This window comes from Micromonospora sp. NPDC048894, assembly GCF_040649765.1.
Classification (GTDB): Bacteria; Actinomycetota; Actinomycetes; order Mycobacteriales; family Micromonosporaceae; genus Micromonospora; species Micromonospora antibiotica.
Map to the genome: position 1 here is coordinate 82,405 of NZ_JBEZFY010000008.1, position 22,378 is coordinate 104,782.

The window sequence follows — 22,378 nt, forward strand, 5'->3', positions numbered from 1 at the left end:
TGCGGCCGTTCGTGATCACCCTACGGGCGGGTGCTGTCGTCGCGCTGTGCGTCGCGGGGTCGGCACTATTCCATCACGAACCTTCATAGTTGAACAGATCCGCACATCGTCCACCGTTCGTGGTTGGCGGCCCTACCATCACTTCCATGCGGGAAGCGGGCGGTCCCGGGCCCCGCAGACGCGCGCCGGGGCGGACCAGACGCGTACCCGGGCCGGTGGCCCGCGGTGTCGCCCGGCTGGTCGTCCGGGCCGCCGACGGCGCCACCCGGCTCGTCACCGACCTGCTCGGCGCCAGCCCCGCCGCCGGTCGGGAACGGATCAGCGAGCACGAACTGCGTGACCTGGTCGCCGCGAACACCGTGCTCGACCCCGACGAACGGCGGATCATCGACGAGGTGCTGGTCGCCGGGGCCAGTCTGGTCCGCGAGGTGATGATGCCCCGCACCGAGGTGGTCTTCCTCTCCGCCGGACTGACCCTCGCCGAGGCCGAACGGCTGGTCCGGGCCGAGCCGCACACCCGCTACCCGGTGGTCGACGGCACCCACGACGACGTGGTCGGCTTCGTCCACCTGCGCGACGTGCTGCTGCGCCCCGACCTGGACCGGGCGACCACGGTGGGCCGGGTGAGCCGGGAGGTGAAGCGGTTGCCCGGCAGTAAGCGGGTGCTCGCCGCGCTGACCGAGATGCGCCGGGAGGGCCACCACCTCGCCGTGGTGGTCGACGAGTACGGCGGCACCGCCGGCATCGTCACCTGCGAGGACCTGATCGAGGAGTTGGTCGGGGAGATCCACGACGAGCACGCCGGTCCACCCGAACCGGTGTCGGCCGGTCTGCCGGCCGTGGTGGACGGCCGGCTCAACCTGGCCGACTTCGCCGAACGGACCGGGGTGCCGCTGCCCACCGGCCCCTACGAGACGGTCGGCGGGTACGTGATGGCGGCGCTCGGCCGGCTCCCGGTGGCCGGGGACGAGGTCCCGGTCACCGCGTCGGACGATCCGTCGGCGACGGACCCGGCCGACGGCTGGCTGCTGCGGGTGCTCACCCTCGACGGGCGTCGGGTGTCCCGGGTCGCGGTCTCCGCCGCCCGCCTGCCCGAGCCGCGCCGGGAGGCCGCCGCTGCCGCGGCACCGGCCGACGTCGCGCGGGCGTCGGTACGGGAGGTCACCGCCGCGGCGGAACCGGCGGCGAGTCGACCCGCCGGCCCGTCATGACGTACGCCGGAGGTTGCTGACAGAATTGCCGGCATGTCCGACGTTCCCGCCCGCCCCCGCGTCTTCTCCGGCATCCAGCCGACGGCCGACTCGTTCCACCTCGGCAACTACCTGGGCGCGGTGCGGCACTGGGTGGCGTTGCAGGACACCCACGAGGCGTTCTACTGCGTGGTCGACCTGCACGCGATCACCGCCGGGCACGATCCGGCGGTGCTGCGGCAGCGCACCCGGGTGGCCGCCGCGCAGCTCTTCGCGGTCGGTATCGATCCGGAGCGCAGCGCCCTGTTCGTCCAGTCGCAGGTGCCCGAGCACGCGCAGTTGGCCTGGGTGCTGGGCTGCATCACCGGTTTCGGTGAGGCGAGCCGGATGACCCAGTTCAAGGACAAGTCGCAGAAGCAGGGCAGCGACCGGTCCAGCGTCGGCCTGTTCACGTACCCGATCCTCCAGGCCGCCGACATCCTGCTCTACCAGGCCGACGCGGTGCCGGTCGGCGAGGACCAGCGGCAGCACCTGGAGCTGTCCCGGGATCTGGCCCAGCGGTTCAACTCGCTGTTCGGGCCGACCTTCACGGTGCCCGCCCCGCACATCGTCAAGGACACTGCCAAGATCACGGATCTTCAGGAGCCGACGGCGAAGATGTCGAAGTCGTCGTCCTCACCGACCGGCATCATCGACCTGTTGGAGGATCCGGCCCGCTCGGCCAAGAAGATCCGCTCGGCGGTGACCGACACCGGCCGGGAGATCGTCTTCGACACCGAGACCAAGCCCGGGGTGTCCAACCTGCTCACCATCCACTCCGCGCTGTCCGGCCGGAGCATCGACGACCTGGTGGCCGCGTACGCGGGCCGGGGGTACGGCGATCTCAAGAAGGAGCTGGGCGAGGTGGTCCGCGAGTTCGTCACCCCGATCCAGGAACGCACCCGGGGGTACCTCGACGATCCCGCCCAGCTCGACAAGCTGCTCGCCGCCGGTGCGGAGAAGGCCCGCGAGGTCACCGTGCCGACGCTGCGCACAGCGTACGAGCGGGTCGGGTTCCTGGCGCCGGTCCGCTTCGAGTAGTCGTGGGCGGGGCGGCGGTACGGGTCGAGACGATGGCCGGAGGGGTGGCGCGGAGCGTGGATCGCAGGGACGAGGTTCCGGTGGCCGGCGACACCATCCAGATCGGGATCGCGGTGGACATCCCGGAGCCGTGGGGTGAGCTGCTCACCCGACGGCGGGTGCAGACGGGTGACCCGCAGGTCGTCCCGGCGCACGTGACACTGCTCGGTCCGACCGAGATCCCGGTGGCCGCGTTGGGGGCGGTTGAGGCGCATCTGGCCGAGGTGGCCGCCACCCACCTGCCGTTCACCCTGCATCTGCGGGGCACCGGCACGTTCCGGCCAGTGACCCAGGTGGTCTTCGTCGCGGTGGCGGCCGGGATCAGCGAGTGCGAGTTGCTCGCCGCCGCCATCAACGCCGCGCCCCAGCTGCACCGGGAGCTGCGCTTCCCGTACCACCCGCACGTCACCGTGGCGCAGGACGTCGCCCCCGAGGCGCTGGACCGGGCGTACGAGGACCTGGCGGACTTCTCGGCGATGTTCGAGGTGGAGGCGTTCACCCTGTTCTCGCACAGCGGTCAGACCCGGTGGCAGCCGCGCCGGGACTTCCGGCTCGGCGGCTGACCCGCCCGCCGGTGTCCGGTCGCAGCGCCAGCACGGGCGGCACCCCCGTCCGCCGGTGGCCGGCACCCCTTCCGCCGGCGGCCGGTTGGCGGGCCCGGTGACGACAGATCGGCGAGGATGACGTGGTGGATGCGTGGGGCCGGTGGACGGCCGGCATGGACCGCCGGTTCGCCGTGGCCCGGCACCGGTGGCCGCGGCTCGACCATGTCTGGCGGGCGGTGGACCTCTACGGCGAGGTGCTGGGCGGACGGTTGGCCGCCGCCATCGCCTACTACGGCTTCTTCGCGGTCTTCGCCCTCGCCCTGGTGGCGTACTCGGTCTTCGGGGCGATCCTGGAGGACAACGACGAGGTCTCCGACGCGGTGGCGGCGTTCCTGCGGGACAACCTGCCCTTCCTCGACCCGCAGCAGATCGCCGAGAGTAGCAACGCGGTCGGGGTGGTGGGCCTGGTCATCCTGGTCTTCACCGGGATCGGCTGGGTGGAGGCGATCCGGTCGTCGCAGCGGCTGATGTACGGCTTCAACCAGCAACCGGGCAACCTGTTGGTCCGTCCGCTGGTGGACCTGGGCGTGCTGCTGCTGGTCTTCGTCATGCTCGGCGTCTCGGTGGCGGCGGTGGACGCGTTGGAGTCGGTGCTGCGGTTCCTGCTGCGGGCCACCGGCTCGGTGGGGCTGACCACCATCAGCGCGGTGCTCAGCGTGCTGGTCAACGCGGTGCTGGCGACGGCGCTGCTGGTGGTGGTGCCCCGGCTGCGGATGAGCCGGCGACGGCTGCGGCCGGTGGTGCTGCTGGTGGCGGTCGGGATCACCCTGCTCAACACGGTCGGCCGGTTCTACATCGTGCGGACCGAGCGGAACCCGGCGTACGCGGTGGTGGCCGGTGCGGTGGCCGTGCTGCTCTACCTCTACCTGCTCAACCAGCTGGTGCTCTTCGGTGCCGCGCTCGCCGCCACCAGCCGGCACGGCCGGGTCGTCGACCTCTCCGAGGGTGCGGTGATGCGGCAGGTCAACGTCGAGGCCGACGTCGAGACCGAGACCGATCCGGGTACGCCGGGAGGAGCGGGCTGATGCTGATCGAGATCGACCCGGGCTCGGCGGTGCCCCCGTACGAGCAGGTGCGGGCGCAGCTCGCCGCGATGATCGGCGACGGCCGGTTGGCGGTGGGCACCCGCCTGGCCCCGGTGCGGCAGTTCGCGGCCGAGCTGGGGCTGGCGGTGAACACGGTGGCCCGCGCCTACCGGGAGCTGGAGTCGGCCGGGCTGTTGGAGACCCGGGGCCGGCACGGCAGCTTCGTCGCCCCGGGGCGGGACGACGCGGCGGACCGGTTGCAGCGGGCGGCGGCCCGCTACGCCGAGGAGGCGACCCGGCTGGGCGTGCCGCCAGACCGCGCGTTGGCTCTGGTCCGCGCCGCCCTGGACACACCCTGACAGAACCGAGCCGAGGACAGGGCAAACGCCCCCGGTGACGCGGTACTCGTCACCGGGGGCGTTTGCTGACATTGCGCATCGGCTGGTCGGTCCGATGTCGGCGCTGCTAGTAGGGATCCTTGCAGTCGTGGCCGGTGCGGTTGGCGATAGGGACGAACGCCATGGCGTCCCAGGCGATGTCGACGTTGCTGCCGGGCCCTGAATTGTTCAGCAGCACATACGATCCACGACCCAGATTGTAGGCACCCAGGTAAACCCACTTGTCGTGACCGTTGATCCCGGGCAGCCCGGTGCCCTGATCCAGTTCGCAGGTGTACTCGCTGCCGTCGTTGCCGCCGCGGATGACGTATTCTGCGTTCTCGTACTCGCCCCCGTGGCTGGGCAGGTGCGCGACGATGTCGAACCGCATCCGTTCTCCCGGTTGCAGGTCCAGGTTAGGTGTCCAAGCGCCGACCAGGTTGTGCTTGGGGTTGGCGCTTCCGTTGACCGTCGGATAGACGTGACTGAACCACATGTGCCCCTGGTAGCCGGCGCCCAGTTGATGCAGGTCGATGTCCGCGTAGAGGGCGTTCGTGCTGCCCGTCGGCGAACCGGCACGGAGGGTGAACTTGCCGTCGTTCGGGTCGCTGGTGCAGCCCAGCGCGTACTGTGACGAGTCGATCGTGGTGTACACGATGCTGCTCTTACGGGTGGCGTCCTTGTCCGGATCGGAGTTGCCGGTGAAGACCGAGCAGTCCCGGTCGTAGACCCGCTGTACCCCCGGCTCTGCGGACGTCGAGCCGTAGGTCAGCTTTTCCTTCGCACATGCCGCGGCGATGCAGTTGGCGAAGCTGGCACTGCCGTGCCACCAGCAGGCCTCACTGTCGGCCGGGCACGGACTCGCGGTGTTCGGGGTGCAACTGTTGATGGTCGGCGAGCAGAACGTGTAGATGCCCGGCAGCGACAGCACCTTGGTGAAGCGGCTCGGGTAGGTCGGAGATTTGGCACCGTATGTCGGCTGGGCGTACGCCTCCGTGGCGATCGGGTAGCCCTTCAGCTGCGGGGTTTCCACCCAGCCCATGATGCGTTCCGGGTACGACCAGTGGCCCGGCGTCTCCGCATCGGCGTACGAGTTCCGCAGGAATCCCGCCCGGGCCGGGTCGTAGGTCGGATTGGCCGGGTTGTTCAGCCAACCGATGCCCCATCGGCCGTTGTTGTTGCTGGCCTCGCTACTCGGGTGATAGCCGCTGTTGTAGGCCCAGACGGCGAGGAACCAGTTCTCGATCCAGGTGGGATCGTTGTTGTTGAGGGTGCTCCGACCGAGCGGTTCGTTGTAGATCTGGTTCCACTTGTCGATCAGGATGTTGAGCCCGGCGGCGATGTTCGCCGCGTAGTCGACTGAGATCGCGATCTGCTGGTTGCGGCTGTAGACCGTGTCGCCGACGCTCATTCCCGTGGTCACCTGGCCGATGCCGTACCCGCAGTCGGCCTTCGGGTAGTTGATGACGTCGATACTGGCTCCGGCGTTGCCGTAGTAGTCGGCGATCAGCGGGTTGCCCAGGTCGCCGGGGACGGCGTGCCAGGAGGCCTGGGAGAGGTTCGTCTCCTGGGCCAGGATGCCCAGCATGAGCTGTGCCGGCACTTCACCGCCGCCGGCCACCGCACGCTTCGGGAACAGCCCTTGCGGGCTGTAGGAGGGCAGCCCTGACTTCAGGTAGTTGGCCGGACGGGAGGTGGTGAGGGTGCCGTGTACCGCCCGGTCCACCGCCCATTCGACCATGCCGGCGCTTGCCTGCTGCGCCTGAACCTTCGGGTCGTTGCGCCGGACGGCGCACTTCGGGCTCGAGATCGTCGGGTCGACGGCCGGTGCGCTCGCGGTCGGCGCGGCCGCCGCGCGGGTCGGTATCGCATCGAGCCGAGGCGCTGTCCGGGAGGTGTCGAAGGTGACGGTGGAGCGGCGGCCGCTGGCGGTCGCCTGGACTGCCACCTGTACCCGGCCGGCGTCGGCCCGGTCTGCGGGCGACAAAGGTGCGCGTACCGCCTGCTGGCCCTGTGCGGTGGCGACGTCCTCGGCCAGCAGGTGACCCCGTGCGGAGACGGCTCGGACTTGACGGTCCGATCTGATCACCGTCAGATCCGGCCAACTGCGGTCGGGGGCGGGTGCGGTGCCGACGAGCACGTTCCGTCCGCCTGCCTGGCCCATCAGCTGCAGGTGACCCTTGCCGCCGACGACGACGGTCCGGAGCCGGTCTGCCTGGTACCGCTGGGCCACGGCCTGCTCGCCCGAGATGGCGACCAGATCGACGCCGCTGCGCGCGGTGCCGCGAAGAGTAGAGACCGGACCGGCCGGGCGGGCCACCTCGGTGAGTGCCCCGGTCGGGTCGACCTTCACCAGATGTCCCCGGGCGATGCCGTAGTCGCCGTCGGCCGACGGCGCCGGTGTGGTGAGCTGGGCCGCGATCCGCCGGGTACGGGTGACCCGGTGAGCGGCCGCATCCACGGTGAGCAGATCGGTCAGTTGCATGTCCTCCCCGACCGCACGGGTGAGCAGTACCCGGTCGTCCGGTCCGCAAGCGGGGTTGAAGTAGGCCAGCTGCAACCCTGTCGCCACGGTGGTCGACTTGCCGCTGGCGATGTCGACTACTGCGGCGATCCCTCCGGCCCGCACCAGATTGGGCTTGTTGGCGGCCATCTTCGGCGCGAACACCGCTACCGCGTAACGGCCGGAGCCGGTCACGCAGGTCTCACCCATCCACGGACCCATGTCCAGCGACGAGGCCGACAGGGTGGCCAACGTGGACCAGGCGAAGGCGTTGCGTTCCCGGGCGATATAGAGGTGGAAGCCGTTACTGTCGCCCACCCCGGTGACCAGGACGTCAGAGGAGGCGGGCCAGTTCTTCCCGAGTGCTGTGTCGGGGTCGTGGACCGCTGACGGATCTGTGGTGGAGGCTCCGGCCGGCCGCCCCTGCGCCGCAGCTGGCACCGCATTCGCGGTGCCGGCGAGGGCGACCAGTACGGCTATGGCCGCACATGTTTTCCTACTGGTTCTTTTCAACTTCCCCCCGTTTCAAAAAAGCGTCTGTCAGTGGCAGGGTGTTGCCATGCCGGATAAGTGGTCATCGCCATGCGGTGCAGGTTTCATTGCCTTCCGGGTTGCCCGATGGCGACGACGCGCACAGTTGCAGCGAGTACTCCCAGCTGAACATCGTGGTGACGTAGTTGCCGCTACCGTTCACGCTCAGTGAGGCCGCTGTCTGCGTCAGTCCGCCGTACGTGGGCTGCCAGTCCAGGCGAACGGTGGAACCGTCGGCAAAATAGGTGGCAGTGTAGTCGCCCCACATTGCGCCGCAGGCTGGTGAATAGTAGAGGTCGCCGTGTGCCACGGTGCCGTCCGGATCATTTCCGTCCACGCGACTGAAGCTGGAGATGGCATAGGCGCCGGTGATGCATCCATTGGCGGACGCCATCTTGCCATTGCAACCGGTCCGGCTGCAGCTCGCGGCTGCCGCAGGTGCTGTCGGTGGCAGGGTTGCGACAAGGCTCGCGCAGGTCAGTGCGGCCAGCGTCGCTGTTCGCAGCTTTGTCAAGTAATCCTCCCCGTGGATTTCCGCGGCGATTGCCGCGAGTTTGATAGTTGCAGAGGTTGATCTGAATGCGCAATATTGACAAATGTTCATTGCGCGGCCATTCTCCATGATGGCTGGCAATGTGTGGTGGCACCATTGCCGATTAAATGTGACACGGGGGGCACAATAGTGAACGAGTTCGAACGGGAAGCCGGATCGGTGCCGGCGGATGGCGGGACGACGTCGAAGACGTCAAGAAGGTGGCTCCTGCTGACGGTGCCTGTCGTGGTGTTGGCCCTACTCCTGACCGCCGTGGTGTGGCGCGACAGGAGCGCGGCCCCCCAGCGGCCCCCCGGCACGCAGGGAGACAGAGGCGAACCCCTGCCGCCACCGACCCCCACCGCCACCCGCACCGGACCCGTTCCGGCGTTCGCCGGCATCACCCCGGCCAAGGTCACGGACGCCTGGGTCGAGCGTTGGTCCGGCCCGGTCACGGTCGACGGTGCGCTGCGCATCGTCAATGTGACCTTGCCGGGCACGCGGGACGAGCTGGCGGCTGCGGTCGGTCAGCCGGACAAGTACCGCCGGAACGAAGTGGCGCACATCTTCTGCAGGGTGAAGCTCCGTGGTTCCGTGCAGCGGCTTCTGTTGAAGAACCTGGTCGAGGGTTGCCTCGGTCCGGTCCTCACTGCCAAGGAGCGCACGGCGACGCTCGACTGGCTACTGAAGGCGGATTTCTCCGCTCCGAGTGATCATATTCGGCAGTCCACCCGGTTCGAACTGCTCGCGATCCACAATGCCGACGAGAATCTCATGCTCAGCCTGAACGCGCGCTGATCCGAGGCGGCACGACGTCAGGACCGGCCGGTCGCCTCCGCCGCTGCTGAGTCGGGTCACCGTGGGTTGAGGCGAATACTGCCCACGTTCGAGGCCGAGCCGACATGATGAGCCGGTGGGCGCACTCGTGACGCTGGACCTGCCGGACGACTCGCCGCTGCTCACCCTGCCCTGGATCGTCACGTTCGGCCCGCTCGCCGATCCGGCCGAGTGGGAACCCGTGGTCTGCGGGCCGTACGAGCGACCGCACGCGCTGGCCCTGGCCGAGGCGGTGGTGGCCGACGAACGGTTCATGGCGGTGGTCGAACCGCTGGTGCCCGCGCTGTCGCCCGGGGAGATCCGTCAGGAGATCGCCGCGTCGCAACTCGCCGCCGCCGACGAGGAGGCCCGGATCGAGGCGGCCGACCTCTACGGGGACTTCGACGACGTCCTCGACGAGCAGGACATCCTCGACGAGCAGGAGGACGAGGCGGTCGCCGGGCCCGACCGGCCGCAGCCGCCGCCCGTACCGACCGAGGCGCAGGTGCGGGCGGGCTTCGGGCGGATCGCGGGGCTGCTGCGCGGGCGCTGACGGGTCGGGCGACGCCGGTGCGCGGTGGTGCACCGGCACCCCGGGAAGCGGACCTCCCGGGACGCCGGTGCCACCTTCACCCCCCACCACAAGGGGTCGGCAGCCCAGTCGCCCGTCGGCGCGGGGCACAACGGACGACCAGGTCAAAGGCGGGTTACCCGGCTCAGCGCCGTTCGAACCACGCGGCGGCGTCCACCGGCAGGACGTGTCCGGTGTCCTGCTCGGTGAGGTCGGCGCTGGCCACCAGGGGGTGGCCGTACCCGTCGATCCGGACCGGGGCGCCGCTGAGGTTGACCACGCAGGTCAGCCGGGCGTCGTCGGCGGCCCGGTGGAACGCCAGCACGCCGGGCCCGGTCTCCAACCAGACCACCGGGCCGGCGGTGGCGGCCAACGCCGGGTGCTCGTGCCGCACCCGCAGCGCCGCCCGGTACAGCTCCAGCGTCGAGCCGGGCGTCCCGGTCTGGGCGGCCACCGAGAGGGCCCGCCAGGTCGCCGGGGCCGGCAGCCAGCTCAGCGCGCTGCCCTGCGGACCGAAGCCGTACGGGGCCAGCTCGCCACTCCACGGGATGGGCACCCGGCAGCCGTCGCGGCTCTCCCCGGTACGCAGGAACGCCGGGTCCTGGCGGAGCGCGTCGGGCAGGTCCAGCACCTCGGGAAGGCCGAGTTCCTCACCCTGGTAGAGGTAGGTGGAGCCGGGCAGGGCCAGCATCAGCAGGGCGGCGGCGCGGGCCCGGCGCAGGCCGATCTCGCCGTCGCCGTACCGGGTGACGTGCCGCTGCCGGTCGTGGTTGGACAGTACCCAGGTGGTCGGCGCACCGACGATCGTCGACTCGGCCAGCGCGGTGTCGATCACCTTGCGGAACGAGTCCGCCGACCAGGTGGCGTCGAGGAAGTCGAAGCTGAACGCCTGGTGCAGCTCGTCCGGGCCGATGTAGCGGGCCAGTCGCTGCGGGGTCTCCGCCCACGCCTCGGCCACCGCCATCCGGCCACCGGGGTAGCTGTCCAGGATCGGCCGCCAGGCCCGGTAGATGTCGTGCACCTCGTCCTGGTCGAAGTAGGGCAGCCGGCCCTTGCCGAGCAGTTCCGACTGACGCCGGCCGGTGGTCATCGAGTTGAAGCCGACGTCCGGCAGCCCCTCCGACTTGATCATCCCGTGGGCGACGTCGATGCGGAACCCGTCGACGCCCCGGTCGAGCCAGAACCGCAACACGTCCTCGAACTCGGCGCGCACCTGCGGGTGCCGCCAGTTCAGGTCGGGCTGGGCGGGGTCGAACAGGTGCAGGTACCACTGGCCGTCGGGCAGCCGGGTCCAGGCGGGGCCGCCGAAGATGCTCTCCCAGTCGTTCGGCGGCAGCTCACCGTGCGCGCCCTGACCGTCGGCGAACAGATAACGCTCCCGCTCCGGGGAGCCGGGGCCGGCGGCGAGGGCGGCGGTGAACCACGGGTGCGCGCTGGAGGTGTGGTTGGGCACCAGGTCCACGATGATCCGCAGGCCCAGCGCGTGCGCGTCGGCGATCATGGCGTCGAAGTCGGCGAGACTGCCGAAGAGCGGGTCGACGTCGCGGTAGTCGGCCACGTCGTAGCCGGCGTCGATCTGCGGCGAGGTGTAGAACGGGGTGAGCCAGAGCGCGTCCACGCCGAGGTCACGCAGGTAGGGCAGCCGTTGCCGGATGCCACCGAGGTCGCCGACGCCGTCGCCGTCGGAGTCGGCGAAGCTGCGGACGTACACCTGGTAGACGACCGCGGCACGCCACCAGTCGTCGGAGGTCTGCGGCGTGGGGTCGGTGGCGGCGGTCATCGGCGGAGCTCCCCGTTCTGTGGCGGGACGGCGGCACCCGCGCGGTGGTGGGTGACGGACGCGGGTGTGGAGAGAATGCCGGCCGAATGCTGCAAGAGTCAAGCAGGGCTTGCGCAAGAAATGACGCCCGTCACCCGCGGCCAGGGTGGGGTCGGCCCGCCCCCGTCCCAGCAGCCGGGAGGTGGGACCGGCGACGGAGCGCCGCATCCGCCCGGTCCGGCGTCGGTTCGCCGCCGGACCGGGCGGGCTGGCGGATCAGGTGGAATGGCGGATCAGGTGGGCCGGCGGATCAGGTGGGCCGGGCAGGCTGGCAGGTCGGGTGGCTCGCGGCCTGGGCGCAGATGCGGGCTCCGCAGCTCAGGCGGAGGCGGGGCGGCAGTGGAACTGGGGCGTGGCTCAGGCGGGGACGGCGAGGGCGGTGGGTGCCGGGTGGGGCCGGCCCGGGCCGGCCTGGCCGGCCACCGCGGTCGATCCGCGTACCACCAGCTCCGGGCGGAACAGGTATTCCGAGTGCGGGGCGGCGTGCCCGTTGATCTCGTCGACCAGGGCCCGGACCGCCGCCACCGCCATCGCGGCCACCGGCTGCCGCATGGTGGTCAGCGGCGGGTCGGTGAAGGCCATCAGCGGTGAGTCGTCGTAGCCGACCACCGACAGCTCGCCGGGGACGGACAGGCCGCGCTGCCGGCCGGCCCGGACCGCACCCAACGCCATCAGGTCGGAGCCGCAGACGATCCCGGTGACCCCGCGTTCGATCAGTCGCCCGGCGGCGGCCTCGCCGCCCTCGACGCCGAACAGCGACAGCTCGGCGAGCGCGTCCAGCTCGCTGCCGGTGGAGCCGAGCCGGGTCATCGCGGCCCGGAAGCCGGCCACCCGGCGCTGCACCGGCACGAACCGGTCCGGCCCGGTGATCAGGCCGATCCGCCGGTGCCCGAGCGCGACCAGGTGCGCCACGGCCAGCTCGGTGGCCTCCCGGTCGTCGCAGGAGACGAAGGGTGCGGCGATGCCGGGGGCGTACCCGTTGATCATGACGACCGGCAGCGGCCGGGCGATCAGCGCGCGGTACCGGTCGTGGTTGGCGGCCGTGTCGGCGTGCAGGCCGGAGACGAAGACGATGCCGGAGACCTGCCGGTCGAGCAGCATCTCCACGTACTCGTCCTCGGTGACCCCGCCCGGGGTCTGGGTGCACAGCACCGGGGTGAACCCGCTCTGCGCCAGCGTCGACTCGATTACCTGGGCGAACGCCGGGAAGATCGGATTCTCCAGCTCCGGCACCACCAGCCCGACCAGCCCGGCGCTGCGCTTGCGCAGCCGGGCCGGGCGCTCGTAGCCGAGCACGTCGAGGGCGGTCAGGACGGCCTGCCGGGTCTCGGGGGCCACGCCGGGGCGGTCGTTGAGCACCCGCGACACCGTGGCCTCGCTGACTTCGGCCTGTTGGGCGATGTCGGACAGTCGAGCGCGCATGGCGGAACTTTAACCCAAGGGCAAGTTCTTGCGTACGTCTCTGCAAGCCCTTCCATAATATGCAACCTCTTGCTAACGTCCCGGCAACACGCGACAGCAGCGGCGCGGCCTGCCCGGCGCCGGTCAGCAAGAACTTTCAGTGTTCCCACGACGAGGCCGCCCTTCCCCCCGGTGGTCGGCTTCGCCATGACGACAGGAGTACCGATGCGCATCCGTACCGCGGGTGTGGTCACCGTTCTCGGCCTGGCGCTCGCCGCGTCGGGCTGCGGCGGCGACAACAGCAACGACGAACCGGCCACCAAGGCCACCTCCCAGGCGGCGGGCGGCAAGCTCGTCATCTGGGCGGACGACAAGCGCACCGCGGCCCTCAAGCCGTTCGCCGAGAAGTTCGGCCAGGACAACGGCGTCACCGTCGAGGTGCAGGCCGTCTCCAAGGACCTCCAGACCAACTTCGTCACCGCCTCCCAGCAGGGCAGCGGCCCGGACGTGGTGGTCGGCGCGCACGACTGGATCGGCAACCTGGTGCAGAACGGGGCCATCGACCCGGTGCAGCTCGCCGCCGAGCAGAAGTCCGGCTTCAACGAGACCGCGATCAAGGCGGTGACGTTCAACGGTCAGCTCTACGGCGTCCCCTACGCCACCGAGAACGTCGCGCTGATCCGCAACACCGCGCTGGCCCCCGAGGCGCCCAAGACGATCGAGGACCTCGTCGCCACCGGCAAGAAGCTCAAGGCCGACAAGAAGGCCAGCGAGATCCTCTGCCTCCAGTCCGGACAGAACGGCGACGCCTACCACATCTACCCGCTGTACACCTCGGCCGGCGGGTACCTCTTCGGCACCGCCGCCAACGGCGACTACGACCCCAAGGACCTCGGCGTGGGCAAGCCGGAGTCGATCGCGGCCTTCCAGAAGATCGCGAAGCTCGGTGAGAAGGGCGACGGCGCGCTCAAGCGCTCCATCACCGGCGAGAACTCGATCGCCACCTTCACCGGTAAGAAGTGCGCCTTCCTGGTCTCCGGCCCGTGGGCGATCGCCGACGCCAAGAAGGCAGGCATCTCCTACGACATCTCCCCGGTCCCCGGCTTCGCCGGTGGCAAGCAGGCCCAGCCGTTCGTCGGCGTCCAGGCGTTCTACGTCGCCGCCAAGGGCAAGAACAAGGCGCTGGCCCAGGAGTTCGTCACCAACTACGTGACCACGCCCGAGTTGGCCGTGGCGCTCTACCAGGCCGAGCCGCGCCCGCCGGCGTTGACCGCCGCGTTCGACCAGGTCAAGGGTGCCGACCCGGACCTGGCCAAGTTCTCCGAGGCGGGCAAGGGCGGCCAGGTGCTGCCGGCGATCCCGGCCATGGCCGCGATCTGGGACCCGTTCGGCAAGGCCGAAGCGGCAGTCATCGGCGGTGCCGACCCGGCGAAGACCGTCACCGCCGCCGGCAAGACGATCTCGGGTCAGATCAAGTAATGAGCACGCTGTCCGGTCCGGGACCTGCCCCGCAGGCCCCGGGCCGGGGGCCTGCGCGTTCCGGGCCCCCGGAAACCTCCCGTACCGCGCGCCAGCACGCGCCGATCACCGCGACCGGCCTCGCCGTCAAGGTGGTCCTGCTCGGCCTGGTGGCCGGGATCGCGATCTGGGCGGCCTTCCCGCTCGTCGCCGCCCGGCTCTGGGTCGGTCTCGCCGTCCTGGCGGTCACCACCGTCGGCCTGGGCTACCTCTACCTGACCCGCCGGCACATCCCGGCCAAGTACCTGGTGCCAGGAACGATCTTCCTGATCGCCTTCCAGGTCTTCCCGGTGCTCTACACCGCGAGCACCGCGTTCACGAACTTCGGCGACGGCCACCGGGGCTCCAAGGACGACGCGATCGTCGCCATCGAGACCTCCTCGGTCAAGCAGGTCCCCGGCTCCGCCGAGTACGCCCTCGCCATCGCCACCACCGGCGATCCGACCACCGGCCCGCTGGTCTTCCTGCTCACCGACCCGGGGACCGGCCGGGTCTCCGCCGGGGACGCCGCCGGGCTGCGCCCACTCGACGCCGCCGACGTGACCGTCGCCGGCAGCGGCAGGGTCACCGCCGCCAAGGGCTACACCGTGCTCAACGTCGGCCAGGCCAGCGTACGCAGCGAGGAGATCACCGCCCTGGTGGTGCCGACCTCCGGGGGCGCGGTGCGCTCCAACGGCCTGTCCCGCGCCTACGAGGGCAAGGCCGTCCGGGCGTACGACCGGGGCTGCGACTGCGTCACCGACGGCGAGACCGGCAGGACCTGGACGGCCGACCCGGACACCGGTGCCTTCGTCGCCGCCGACGGCGAGCGGCTCGCCCAGGGCTGGCAGGTCGGGGTGGGGTTCAAGAACTTCGCCCGGGTGCTCACCGACCCGGACATCTCCGGCCCGTTCTTCGGCACCCTGCTGTGGAACTTCGCCTTCGCGGTCGGCTCCACCGGGTTCACCTTCGGACTCGGCATGGCGATCGCCCTGGCCCTGCACTCGCCCCGGATGCGGGGCACCAACCTTTACCGGGTGTTCCTGATCCTGCCGTACGCGATGCCGTCGTTCGCGATGCTGCTGGTCTGGCGGGACATGTTCAACACCGACTTCGGCCTGGTCAACAACCTGTTCGGGCTCGGTGTCGACTGGTTCGGCGAGGCCTGGTCGGCCCGGCTGGCGGTGTTGCTGGTGCAGCTCTGGCTCGGGTACCCGTACATGTTCCTGGTGACCACGGGCGCGCTCCAGGCGATCCCCAAGGAGCTGACCGAGGCCACCTCGGTCGACGGCGCGTCGCCCTGGCAGTCGTTCCGGGCGGTCACCCTGCCGCTGCTGCTGGTCGCGCTCTCGCCGCTGCTGATCGCGTCGTTCGCCTACAACTTCAACAACATCAACGCGATCTGGTTGACCACCGAGGGCGGCCCGTTCGCGCCGGACAACCCGACCAACGGGGCCACCGACCTGCTGATCACGTACACCTACCGGCTGGCCTTCGGCGCGCAGGGCGCCGAGTTCGGCCTGGCCGCCGCGGTGTCGATCTTCATCTTCGCGATCGTGGCCACGGTCTCGGCGGTCAGCTTCCGGCGCACCCGCCAGCAGGAGGAGGTCTACTCGTGACGACCCGTCCCCACGCCGCCGGGCCGGCGGCCCCCGCCGCACCCGTCGTCCGGTCGGATGCCGCCGGCCCGCGTGCCGGTCGGCCGGCTGCCGCGGTACGCGGTGGCCGACGTCCGGGCCGGTGGTTCACCCAGGTCGGCTGGCGGCACGTGGTCGGCGTGCTGGCGGTGGCGTTCAGCCTCTTCCCGATCCTGTTCGTGCTCTCCGCCGCACTCAACCCGCTCGGCACCCTCTCGTCGACCGAGCTGCTGCCCACCGGGGCGTCGCTGTCGAACTTCGGCGACCTGTTCGAGCGGACGGAGTTCGGCCGCTGGTTCCTCAACTCGCTGCTCATCGCGGGCGGGGCGAGCTTCGCGTCGATCTTCCTGTCCGCGCTGGCGGCGTACGCGTTCTCCCGGATGCGCTTCGCCGGGCGGCGGGTCGGGCTGCTGACCCTGCTGCTGATCCAGATGTTCCCGCAGTTCCTGGCGATCGTGGCGATCTTCCTGATCTTCACCCGGGTCACGGACCTGTGGCCGTCGATCGGCTTCAACACCCCGTGGGGACTGTTCCTGCTCTACATGGGCGGCGCGCTGGGCATGAACACCTGGCTGATGAAGGGGTTCTTCGACACCCTGCCCCGCGAGCTGGACGAGTCGGCCACGATGGACGGCGCCAGCCACGCGCAGGTCTTCTTCCGGATCATGCTGCCGCTGGTGGCGCCGATCCTGGCGGTGACCGCGCTGCTGTCGTTCATCGGCACGATCAACGAATTCATGATCGCCAACGTTTTCCTCACCGACACCGGCTCCAAGACCCTCGCGGTCGGCATGTTCGGCCTGGTGGCGGGGGAGCGGAACAACAACTTCGGGATCTTCGCGGCGGGCACCCTGCTCACCGCGATCCCTACCGTGCTGGTCTTCCAGCTCCTCCAGCGCTACATCGTCTCCGGCCTCACCGCCGGGGCCGTCAAGGGCTGAACCGAAAGGCCACGCCATGTCCCTGTCGCCGCACCACGACGGCTCGGCGCTGTACGTGCCCGAGCAGGAACCCGCCCTCGGGCAGACCGTGCCGGTCTTCGTTCGGGTACCCGACGGCACCGACGTCCGGCAGGTGCACGTCCGCACCACCGCCGACGGTGAACCGCGTTTCGTCGAGGCCGCCGTCGACCGCCACGACGGCCACGACGTGTGGTGGCGGGCCGACGTCGAGGTCCGCAACCCGGTCAGCAACTACCGGTTCATGCTGACCGGAACGACCGGCTACCGCTGGCTCAACGCCGCCGGTCAGGTCGACCACGACGTGCCCGACCACGGCGACTTCAAGCTGGTCAGCCACGCCCCGCCGCCGGCCTGGGCCCGGGACGCGGTGATCTACCAGATCTTCCCCGACCGGTTCGCCCGCTCCGCCGCCGCCGCCGACCGCACCCCGCCGGACTGGGCGATCCCCTGCGACTGGGACACCCCGGTCATCGGGTACGGCCCGCATACCCCACGCCAGTTCTACGGCGGCGACCTCGACGGCATCACCGAACGGCTCGACCACCTGGACCGGCTCGGCGTCAACACCGTCTACCTGACGCCGGTCTTCCCGGCCCGCTCCAACCACCGCTACGACGCCGCCGGCTTCGACACCGTCGATCCACTGCTCGGCGGGGAGGCGGCGCTGGTCCGGCTGGCCGACGCCGTCCGGGCCCGGGGCTGGCGGCTGCTCGGCGACATCACCAGCAACCACACCGGCGACGCGCACGAGTGGTTCACCCGCGCCCTGGCCGACGCCGACGCCCCCGAACGGGAGCTGTACTACTTCGACCCGGCCACCGGCTACGAGTCGTGGAACGGGGTGCGATCGCTGCCCAAGCTCAACTGGGGCAGCGCCGAACTGCGCCGCCGCTTCGCCACCGATCCGGACTCGCCGCTACGCCGCTGGCTGCGTCCGCCGTACGGGCTGGACGGGTGGCGGGTCGACGTGGCCAACATGACCGGGCGGCGGGGCGCGGACGCGTACACCCACGAGGTGGCGCGGTTGCTGCGGGAGGTGGTCGTGCAGACCCGCCCCGACGGGCTGCTGCTCGCCGAGCACGGTCACGACCACACCGGTGACCTGGACCGCGACGGCTGGCACGGCACGATGAACTACGTCGGCTTCACCGACCCGGTCTGGTCCTGGCTGCGCCGCGAGGGCCCTGCCCACCGGCCGGCCGGCGCACCGGGTCCTGCGGGTTCTGCGGGCGGGCGGGGGCCGGGGCCGGGGGGCTTGTCGGGGCAGGGCGGTGAGCCGGTGCCGAACTTCCTCGGGACGCCGGGCGGGGTGCGGCGGCGGGACGCCCGTGCCGTGCTCGCCACCATGGACAGCTTCCGGTCGCTGATCTCCTGGCGGTCGTACACCCATTCGTGGCAGTTGCTCGGCTCGCACGACTCGGCCCGGATCCGCACGGTGGTTGGCGACGCGGCCCGGCAGGAGGTGGCCGCCGGGCTGCTCGCCACCATGCCCGGTACCCCGGTGGTCTTCGCCGGTGACGAGCTGGGCCTGACCGGCGGCAACGGCGAGGGCTCGCGTACCCCGATGCCGTGGCACCGGCCGCAGAGCTGGGACGCCGGGACGTTCGCCGCGTACCGGGCGTTGCTGGCGTTGCGGCGGGACACCCCGGCGCTGCGGCACGGCGGACTGCGCTGGGTGCATGCGGACGCCGACACACTGGTCTTCCTACGCGAGGCGACGGCCGGCACGGTGCTGGTACTGGCCCGCCGGGCCGCCGGCCCACCGGTGCGGCTGACCGGCCTGCCGTACGGGGGCAGCGCCGCATCCCGTCCGGCCGGTGAGAACGTCTACGGGGGCGCCCCGGCCCTGCACCCGTCCGCCGACGGCAGCACCACCCTTCCCGGCGACGGCCCCACCTTCCAACTCTGGCACCTCTGACCCCCACCCCACCCGCCCCCGCGCCCCGCACCCCCACCCCACCCCGCACCCCACCCCGCACCCTCACCCCCGCACCGCCCACGCCCCCGCACCACCCCGCGCCCCGCACCTCCACACCACCCCGCCCACCCCCGCCCACCCCCGCTCCCGCCCCACCCGCGCCCGTCTTGCCCTTTCCGTGGGGGTCTCCTGGAAGATCGTGCTCGAACCTGGTTGTAGTGGCTTCCGTGCGAGCAGGCCACTACACCATGGTTCGAGCACGATCTTGAGCTGCGGAGCGTGGGCGGGCGGCCTGCCGTGGCCGGGGGAGATCACGGATTGAGCTCAGCCGGCGGGGCACCTACTACAAAGTGTCGTTGATGGGGGAGGATGGCTCGCGTGGAAGCTCTCCGACTGATCCTTCTCTACGTCCATCTGATCGGCTTCGCGCTGCTCCTCGGCGGTGCGGTCGCCCAGTACGTCAGCGGCCGGCTGCGGATCAACGCGGCCATGCTCTGGGGCTCGGTGATCCAGTTGCTGACCGGCGTGGGCCTGTCCGCGCCGCTACGTGACGGCGACGAGCCGGCCCCCGCGAAGCTTGTTACCAAGTTGGTGCTGGCCCTGCTCATCTTCGTCATGGTCTTCTTCTCCCGGAAGCGGGAGCAGGTGGCCCGTGGTCACTTCCTGGCGATCGTCGGGTTGACCCTGGTCACGGCCGCCGTGGCGGTGTTCTGGCGGTAGCCGGCGACGGTCGGCGGGGCCGCCGGGAAACGGGCGTTCGCGACACCGGGCCGGTCGGCACTGGCACGCTGAGTGATGTGCCCCACGCCCGGGTTACGCCGGGATAACGAGCGTTCAACAGTCGTGCACGATTGGCGGCCGGTGGGTGGACGGCGGGCTACGCTCCCGTCCGTAACGTGGGATGCCGGCGGCACAACGCTCGCCGGTTCAAGGGCTGCCACCGCACGAGGCGGTGAGCAATGGAAGGAGACGTCTTGCGCTCTGTGCGTGGGATGCGGATCGCCTCTGCCATCGCGGCGGGTGGGCTCGTGCTGGGTGCCGCCGCGTGTGGTGAGGCGCCGGACGACGACAACAACGCCGGTGGCAGCGGCGACAAGAAGTACAGCGCCTGCATGGTGACCGACGTCGGCGGCATCGACGACAAGTCGTTCAACACCTCCGCCTGGAAGGGCCTGGAGGAGGCCAAGAAGGCCAACGACAAGATCGACATCAAGTACGTCGCGTCCAAGGCCGAGGCGGACTACGAGGTCAACCTGACCGGGTACGTCAACCAGAAGTGCGACTTCATCCTGGCCGTCGGTGGCCTGATGCAGGACGCCACCAAGAAGATCGCCGCCGCGAACCCGAACCAGCAGTTCGGCATCGTGGACGCGAACCCGGCCACGGCCAACGTCTACCCGATGCAGTTCGACACCGCCCAGGCCGCCTTCCAGGCCGGTTACCTGGCCGCCGGGATGACCAAGAGCGGCAAGGTCGGCACCTACGGTGGCCTGCCGATCCCGCCGGTGACCATCTTCATGGACGGTTTCGCCGACGGCGTGGCGCACTACAACAAGACCAAGAGCAAGAACGTCCAGGTGCTCGGCTGGGACAAGGCGACCCAGAAGGGTTCCTTCACCAACGACTTCGCCAAGCAGGACGAGGGCAAGAAGGTCTCCGACGCGCTGGTCGCCCAGGGCGCGGACATCGTCATGCCGGTCGCCGGCGGCGCGGGTCTCGGCACCACCTCCGCGGCGAAGGCCTCGGGTGGCAAGTACTCGGTCGTCTGGGTCGACGTCGACGGCTGCGAGAGCACCCCCGACTGCGCGGCGCTGCTGACCACCGTGGTCAAGAACATCCCGGACGCCGTCAAGGACGCCGTGCTCAAGGCCGCCGGTGGCGAGAAGCTCGCCGCCACCCCGGGCTTCGTCGGCAACCTCGCCAACAACGGTGTCTCGATCGCCCCGTACCACGACTTCGACAGCAAGGTCCCGGCGGACCTCAAGGCCGAGGTCGAGAAGCTGAAGGCGGACATCGCCGCCGGCACCATCACGGTCACCTCGAAGGCCCAGCCGACCAAGTGACCGCCGCGTCGGCCGCCGCGATGGGATCATCGGCAGCGGCGGCCGGCGGGCACCAGGCATGACGACCGGCCGTCCCGGCGTACGTGGGGAATCCACGGGCGTCGGGGCGGCCGGTCCGCGCACCGGCCGGCCGGCACCCCGGTGGCCGGTCGACCGGCAGCTAGGCTGCACCATCGCTCGCACTCCAGGAGGTTGCGCTGAGACTCGAACTGCGCGGCATCACCAAGCGGTTCGGTGATCTGGTCGCCAACGATCACATCGACCTGACGGTGGAGCCTGGAGAGATCCACGCCCTGCTCGGCGAGAACGGCGCCGGCAAGTCGACCCTGATGAACGTGCTCTACGGGCTCTACCAGCCCGACGAGGGCGAGATCCTGGTCGACGGCCAGCCGCTGCGGCTCAAGGGCCCCTCGGACGCGATCCGGGCCGGGATCGGCATGGTGCACCAGCACTTCATGCTGGTGCCGGTCTTCACCGTGACCGAGAACATCATGCTCGGCGCGGAGCAGGTCCGGGGCGGCGTCGTCGGCTTCCTCGACCGGCGGCGGGCCCGCCGCGAGGTGGCGGAGGTCTCCGCCCGGTACAACCTGCGGGTCGACCCGGACGCGGTGATCGAGGACCTGCCGGTCGGCATCCAGCAGCGGGTCGAGATCGTCAAGGCGCTCACCCGCGACGTCGACCTGCTGATCCTGGACGAGCCGACCGCCGTGCTCACCCCGCAGGAGACCGAGGAGCTGCTCACGGTCATGCGGTCGCTCAAGGCGGCCGGCAAGTCGATCGTCTTCATCACCCACAAGCTCGGCGAGGTCAAGGCCATCGCCGACCGGATCACCGTGATCCGGCGGGGCCGGACCGTCGGCACCGCCTCCCCCGAGGCGAGCCGGGACGAGTTGGCCGCGCTGATGGTCGGCCGCAACGTCCGGCTCACCGTCGACAAGCAGCCCGCCACCCCGGGCCGGCCGATCCTGGAGGTCGCCGGCCTGGTCGTCGACGACGACCGGCAGATCCGCGCGGTGGACGGCATCGACCTGACCGTACGCGCCGGTGAGGTGCTCGGCGTGGCCGGCGTGCAGGGCAACGGGCAGACCGAGCTGATCGAGGCGATCATGGGGCTGCGCCCGACGCTCGCCGGCACGGTGACCCTCGACGGCGAGCCGATCCACGGCTGGTCCACCAAGAAGGTGCTCCGCGCCGGGGTCGGCTACGTCCCCGAGGACCGCAGTGTCGACGGCCTGGTCAAGGAGTTCAGCGTCGCGGAGAACCTGGTCCTCGACATCTACGACCGGCCGCCGTTCGGCAAGGGGCTGGCGCTGCGGCCGGACGCGATCGCCTCGTCGGCGCGGGAGCGGATCGAACAGTTCGACGTGCGTACCCCGTCGGCGGACGCGGCGGTGGGCACCCTCTCCGGCGGCAACCAGCAGAAGGTGATCGTGGCCCGGGAGCTGTCCCGGCCGCTGAAGCTCTTCATCGCCGCCCAGCCCACCCGGGGCGTGGACGTCGGCTCGATCGAGTTCATCCACAGCCGGGTCATCCGCGAGCGCGACGTCGGCACCGCCGTCATGGTCGTCTCCAGCGAGTTGGACGAGGTGATCGGCCTCGCCGACCGGATCGCGGTGATGTACCGGGGCCGGATCATCGGCATCGTCGGCCCGGACACCCCGCGCGAGGAGATCGGCCTGCTGATGGCCGGCATCACCCCCGACGCCGCCGGGTCGGCCCCGGCGGGCGACCCGACCGGGGTGGCCGACGGTACGACCGGCGACGCGGCACCGACCCCCGAGAGCCCTGGCAACGAGGACGAGGCATGAGCGA

At 70.7% G+C, this 22,378-nt stretch carries 18 protein-coding genes; 14 read left to right on the plus strand and 4 right to left on the minus strand.

Annotation, left to right across the window (positions count from 1 at the left end):
• Positions 1–146: 146 nt before the first annotated feature.
• The 5 genes from AB0C22_RS19045 to AB0C22_RS19065 all read left to right on the plus strand — a co-directional run bounded on the left by AB0C22_RS19045 (position 147) and on the right by AB0C22_RS19065 (position 4,298).
• A complete protein-coding gene (locus AB0C22_RS19045) occupies positions 147–1,211 on the plus strand; it encodes a hemolysin family protein (RefSeq protein WP_357536179.1) in 1,065 nt (354 codons plus the stop codon).
• Positions 1,212–1,244: 33 nt separating this feature from the next.
• A complete protein-coding gene (gene trpS, locus AB0C22_RS19050; protein ID WP_208568652.1) occupies positions 1,245–2,270 on the plus strand; it encodes a tryptophan--tRNA ligase in 1,026 nt (341 codons plus the stop codon).
• Positions 2,271–2,302: 32 nt separating this feature from the next.
• Complete coding sequence (locus tag AB0C22_RS19055; protein ID WP_244252842.1) at positions 2,303–2,872, plus strand: 2'-5' RNA ligase family protein; 570 nt, start codon at positions 2,303–2,305, stop codon at positions 2,870–2,872.
• Between the two features lie 155 nt (positions 2,873–3,027).
• The gene (locus AB0C22_RS19060) at positions 3,028–3,939 is read left to right on the plus strand and encodes a YhjD/YihY/BrkB family envelope integrity protein (RefSeq protein ID WP_357536340.1); all 912 of its coding nucleotides are present in this window, start codon (positions 3,028–3,030) and stop codon (positions 3,937–3,939) included.
• Complete coding sequence (locus tag AB0C22_RS19065) at positions 3,939–4,298, plus strand: GntR family transcriptional regulator (protein WP_219466915.1); 360 nt, start codon at positions 3,939–3,941, stop codon at positions 4,296–4,298. Before AB0C22_RS19060 ends, AB0C22_RS19065 begins: the two co-directional genes overlap by 1 nt.
• Positions 4,299–4,404: 106 nt before the next feature.
• On the opposite strand, the gene AB0C22_RS19070 is transcribed toward AB0C22_RS19065, so the two are convergent.
• Both AB0C22_RS19070 and AB0C22_RS19075 read right to left on the minus strand, forming a co-directional pair.
• Positions 4,405–7,137 (minus strand): hypothetical protein, encoded by a 2,733-nt coding sequence (locus tag AB0C22_RS19070; protein WP_219466918.1) that lies wholly within the window; start codon positions 7,135–7,137, stop codon positions 4,405–4,407.
• 256 nt (positions 7,138–7,393) lie between these two features.
• Positions 7,394–7,984 (minus strand): hypothetical protein, encoded by a 591-nt coding sequence (locus AB0C22_RS19075; protein WP_357536182.1) that lies wholly within the window; start codon positions 7,982–7,984, stop codon positions 7,394–7,396.
• 48 nt (positions 7,985–8,032) lie between these two features.
• Between AB0C22_RS19075 and AB0C22_RS19080 the strand changes: the two genes are divergently transcribed.
• Together AB0C22_RS19080 and AB0C22_RS19085 are read left to right on the plus strand one after the other, a co-directional pair.
• Positions 8,033–8,680 carry a hypothetical protein gene (locus AB0C22_RS19080; protein WP_219466924.1) on the plus strand — a complete coding sequence of 216 codons (648 nt, stop codon included), beginning with the start codon at positions 8,033–8,035 and terminating at the stop codon, positions 8,678–8,680.
• Between the two features lie 115 nt (positions 8,681–8,795).
• Entirely contained in the window at positions 8,796–9,251 is a 456-nt protein-coding gene (locus AB0C22_RS19085) for a hypothetical protein (protein WP_219466927.1), read from the plus strand.
• A 163-nt stretch (positions 9,252–9,414) separates the two neighbouring features.
• On the opposite strand, the gene AB0C22_RS19090 is transcribed toward AB0C22_RS19085, so the two are convergent.
• Both AB0C22_RS19090 and AB0C22_RS19095 read right to left on the minus strand, forming a co-directional pair.
• Positions 9,415–11,049, minus strand: a complete 1,635-nt coding sequence (locus AB0C22_RS19090) for a glycoside hydrolase family 13 protein (protein ID WP_357536185.1) — start codon at positions 11,047–11,049, stop codon at positions 9,415–9,417.
• Between the two features lie 396 nt (positions 11,050–11,445).
• Complete coding sequence (locus AB0C22_RS19095) at positions 11,446–12,510, minus strand: LacI family DNA-binding transcriptional regulator (protein WP_357536187.1); 1,065 nt, start codon at positions 12,508–12,510, stop codon at positions 11,446–11,448.
• Positions 12,511–12,714: 204 nt separating this feature from the next.
• Here AB0C22_RS19095 and AB0C22_RS19100 point away from each other — a divergent pair, with 204 nt between their 5' ends.
• From AB0C22_RS19100 to AB0C22_RS19130, 7 genes are all read left to right on the plus strand, one after another.
• On the plus strand, positions 12,715–13,968 hold the full coding sequence (locus AB0C22_RS19100) for a maltose ABC transporter substrate-binding protein (RefSeq protein ID WP_219466940.1): 1,254 nt from the start codon (positions 12,715–12,717) through the stop codon (positions 13,966–13,968).
• A complete protein-coding gene (locus AB0C22_RS19105; protein WP_357536189.1) occupies positions 13,968–15,605 on the plus strand; it encodes an ABC transporter permease subunit in 1,638 nt (545 codons plus the stop codon). The genes AB0C22_RS19100 and AB0C22_RS19105 overlap by 1 nt, the downstream gene beginning before the upstream one ends.
• A 149-nt stretch (positions 15,606–15,754) precedes the next feature.
• Positions 15,755–16,564 carry a sugar ABC transporter permease gene (locus AB0C22_RS19110; protein ID WP_219470651.1) on the plus strand — a complete coding sequence of 270 codons (810 nt, stop codon included), beginning with the start codon at positions 15,755–15,757 and terminating at the stop codon, positions 16,562–16,564.
• A gap of 16 nt (positions 16,565–16,580) precedes the next feature.
• Positions 16,581–18,503 (plus strand): glycoside hydrolase family 13 protein, encoded by a 1,923-nt coding sequence (locus AB0C22_RS19115; protein ID WP_357536191.1) that lies wholly within the window; start codon positions 16,581–16,583, stop codon positions 18,501–18,503.
• A 378-nt stretch (positions 18,504–18,881) separates the two neighbouring features.
• Positions 18,882–19,223: a hypothetical protein gene (locus AB0C22_RS19120; protein ID WP_091252785.1), complete on the plus strand. Its 342-nt coding sequence runs from the start codon at positions 18,882–18,884 to the stop codon at positions 19,221–19,223.
• Between the two features lie 272 nt (positions 19,224–19,495).
• The gene (locus tag AB0C22_RS19125; protein WP_219470653.1) at positions 19,496–20,566 is read left to right on the plus strand and encodes a BMP family ABC transporter substrate-binding protein; all 1,071 of its coding nucleotides are present in this window, start codon (positions 19,496–19,498) and stop codon (positions 20,564–20,566) included.
• A 257-nt stretch (positions 20,567–20,823) separates the two neighbouring features.
• The gene (locus AB0C22_RS19130) at positions 20,824–22,374 is read left to right on the plus strand and encodes an ABC transporter ATP-binding protein (RefSeq protein ID WP_357536343.1); all 1,551 of its coding nucleotides are present in this window, start codon (positions 20,824–20,826) and stop codon (positions 22,372–22,374) included.
• Positions 22,375–22,378: the final 4 nt, after the last annotated feature.

Coding starts and splice junctions, on each gene's coding strand:
- AB0C22_RS19045 (WP_357536179.1), top strand. CDS start 147: ATGCGGGAAGCGGGCGGTCCCGGGCCCCGCAGACGCGCGCCGGGGCGG.
- trpS (WP_208568652.1), top strand. CDS start 1,245: ATGTCCGACGTTCCCGCCCGCCCCCGCGTCTTCTCCGGCATCCAGCCG.
- AB0C22_RS19055 (WP_244252842.1), top strand. CDS start 2,303: ATGGCCGGAGGGGTGGCGCGGAGCGTGGATCGCAGGGACGAGGTTCCG.
- AB0C22_RS19060 (WP_357536340.1), top strand. CDS start 3,028: ATGGACCGCCGGTTCGCCGTGGCCCGGCACCGGTGGCCGCGGCTCGAC.
- AB0C22_RS19065 (WP_219466915.1), top strand. CDS start 3,939: ATGCTGATCGAGATCGACCCGGGCTCGGCGGTGCCCCCGTACGAGCAG.
- AB0C22_RS19090 (WP_357536185.1), bottom strand. CDS start 11,049: ATGACCGCCGCCACCGACCCCACGCCGCAGACCTCCGACGACTGGTGG.
- AB0C22_RS19095 (WP_357536187.1), bottom strand. CDS start 12,510: ATGCGCGCTCGACTGTCCGACATCGCCCAACAGGCCGAAGTCAGCGAG.
- AB0C22_RS19100 (WP_219466940.1), top strand. CDS start 12,715: ATGCGCATCCGTACCGCGGGTGTGGTCACCGTTCTCGGCCTGGCGCTC.
- AB0C22_RS19105 (WP_357536189.1), top strand. CDS start 13,968: ATGAGCACGCTGTCCGGTCCGGGACCTGCCCCGCAGGCCCCGGGCCGG.
- AB0C22_RS19115 (WP_357536191.1), top strand. CDS start 16,581: ATGTCCCTGTCGCCGCACCACGACGGCTCGGCGCTGTACGTGCCCGAG.
- AB0C22_RS19125 (WP_219470653.1), top strand. CDS start 19,496: ATGCGGATCGCCTCTGCCATCGCGGCGGGTGGGCTCGTGCTGGGTGCC.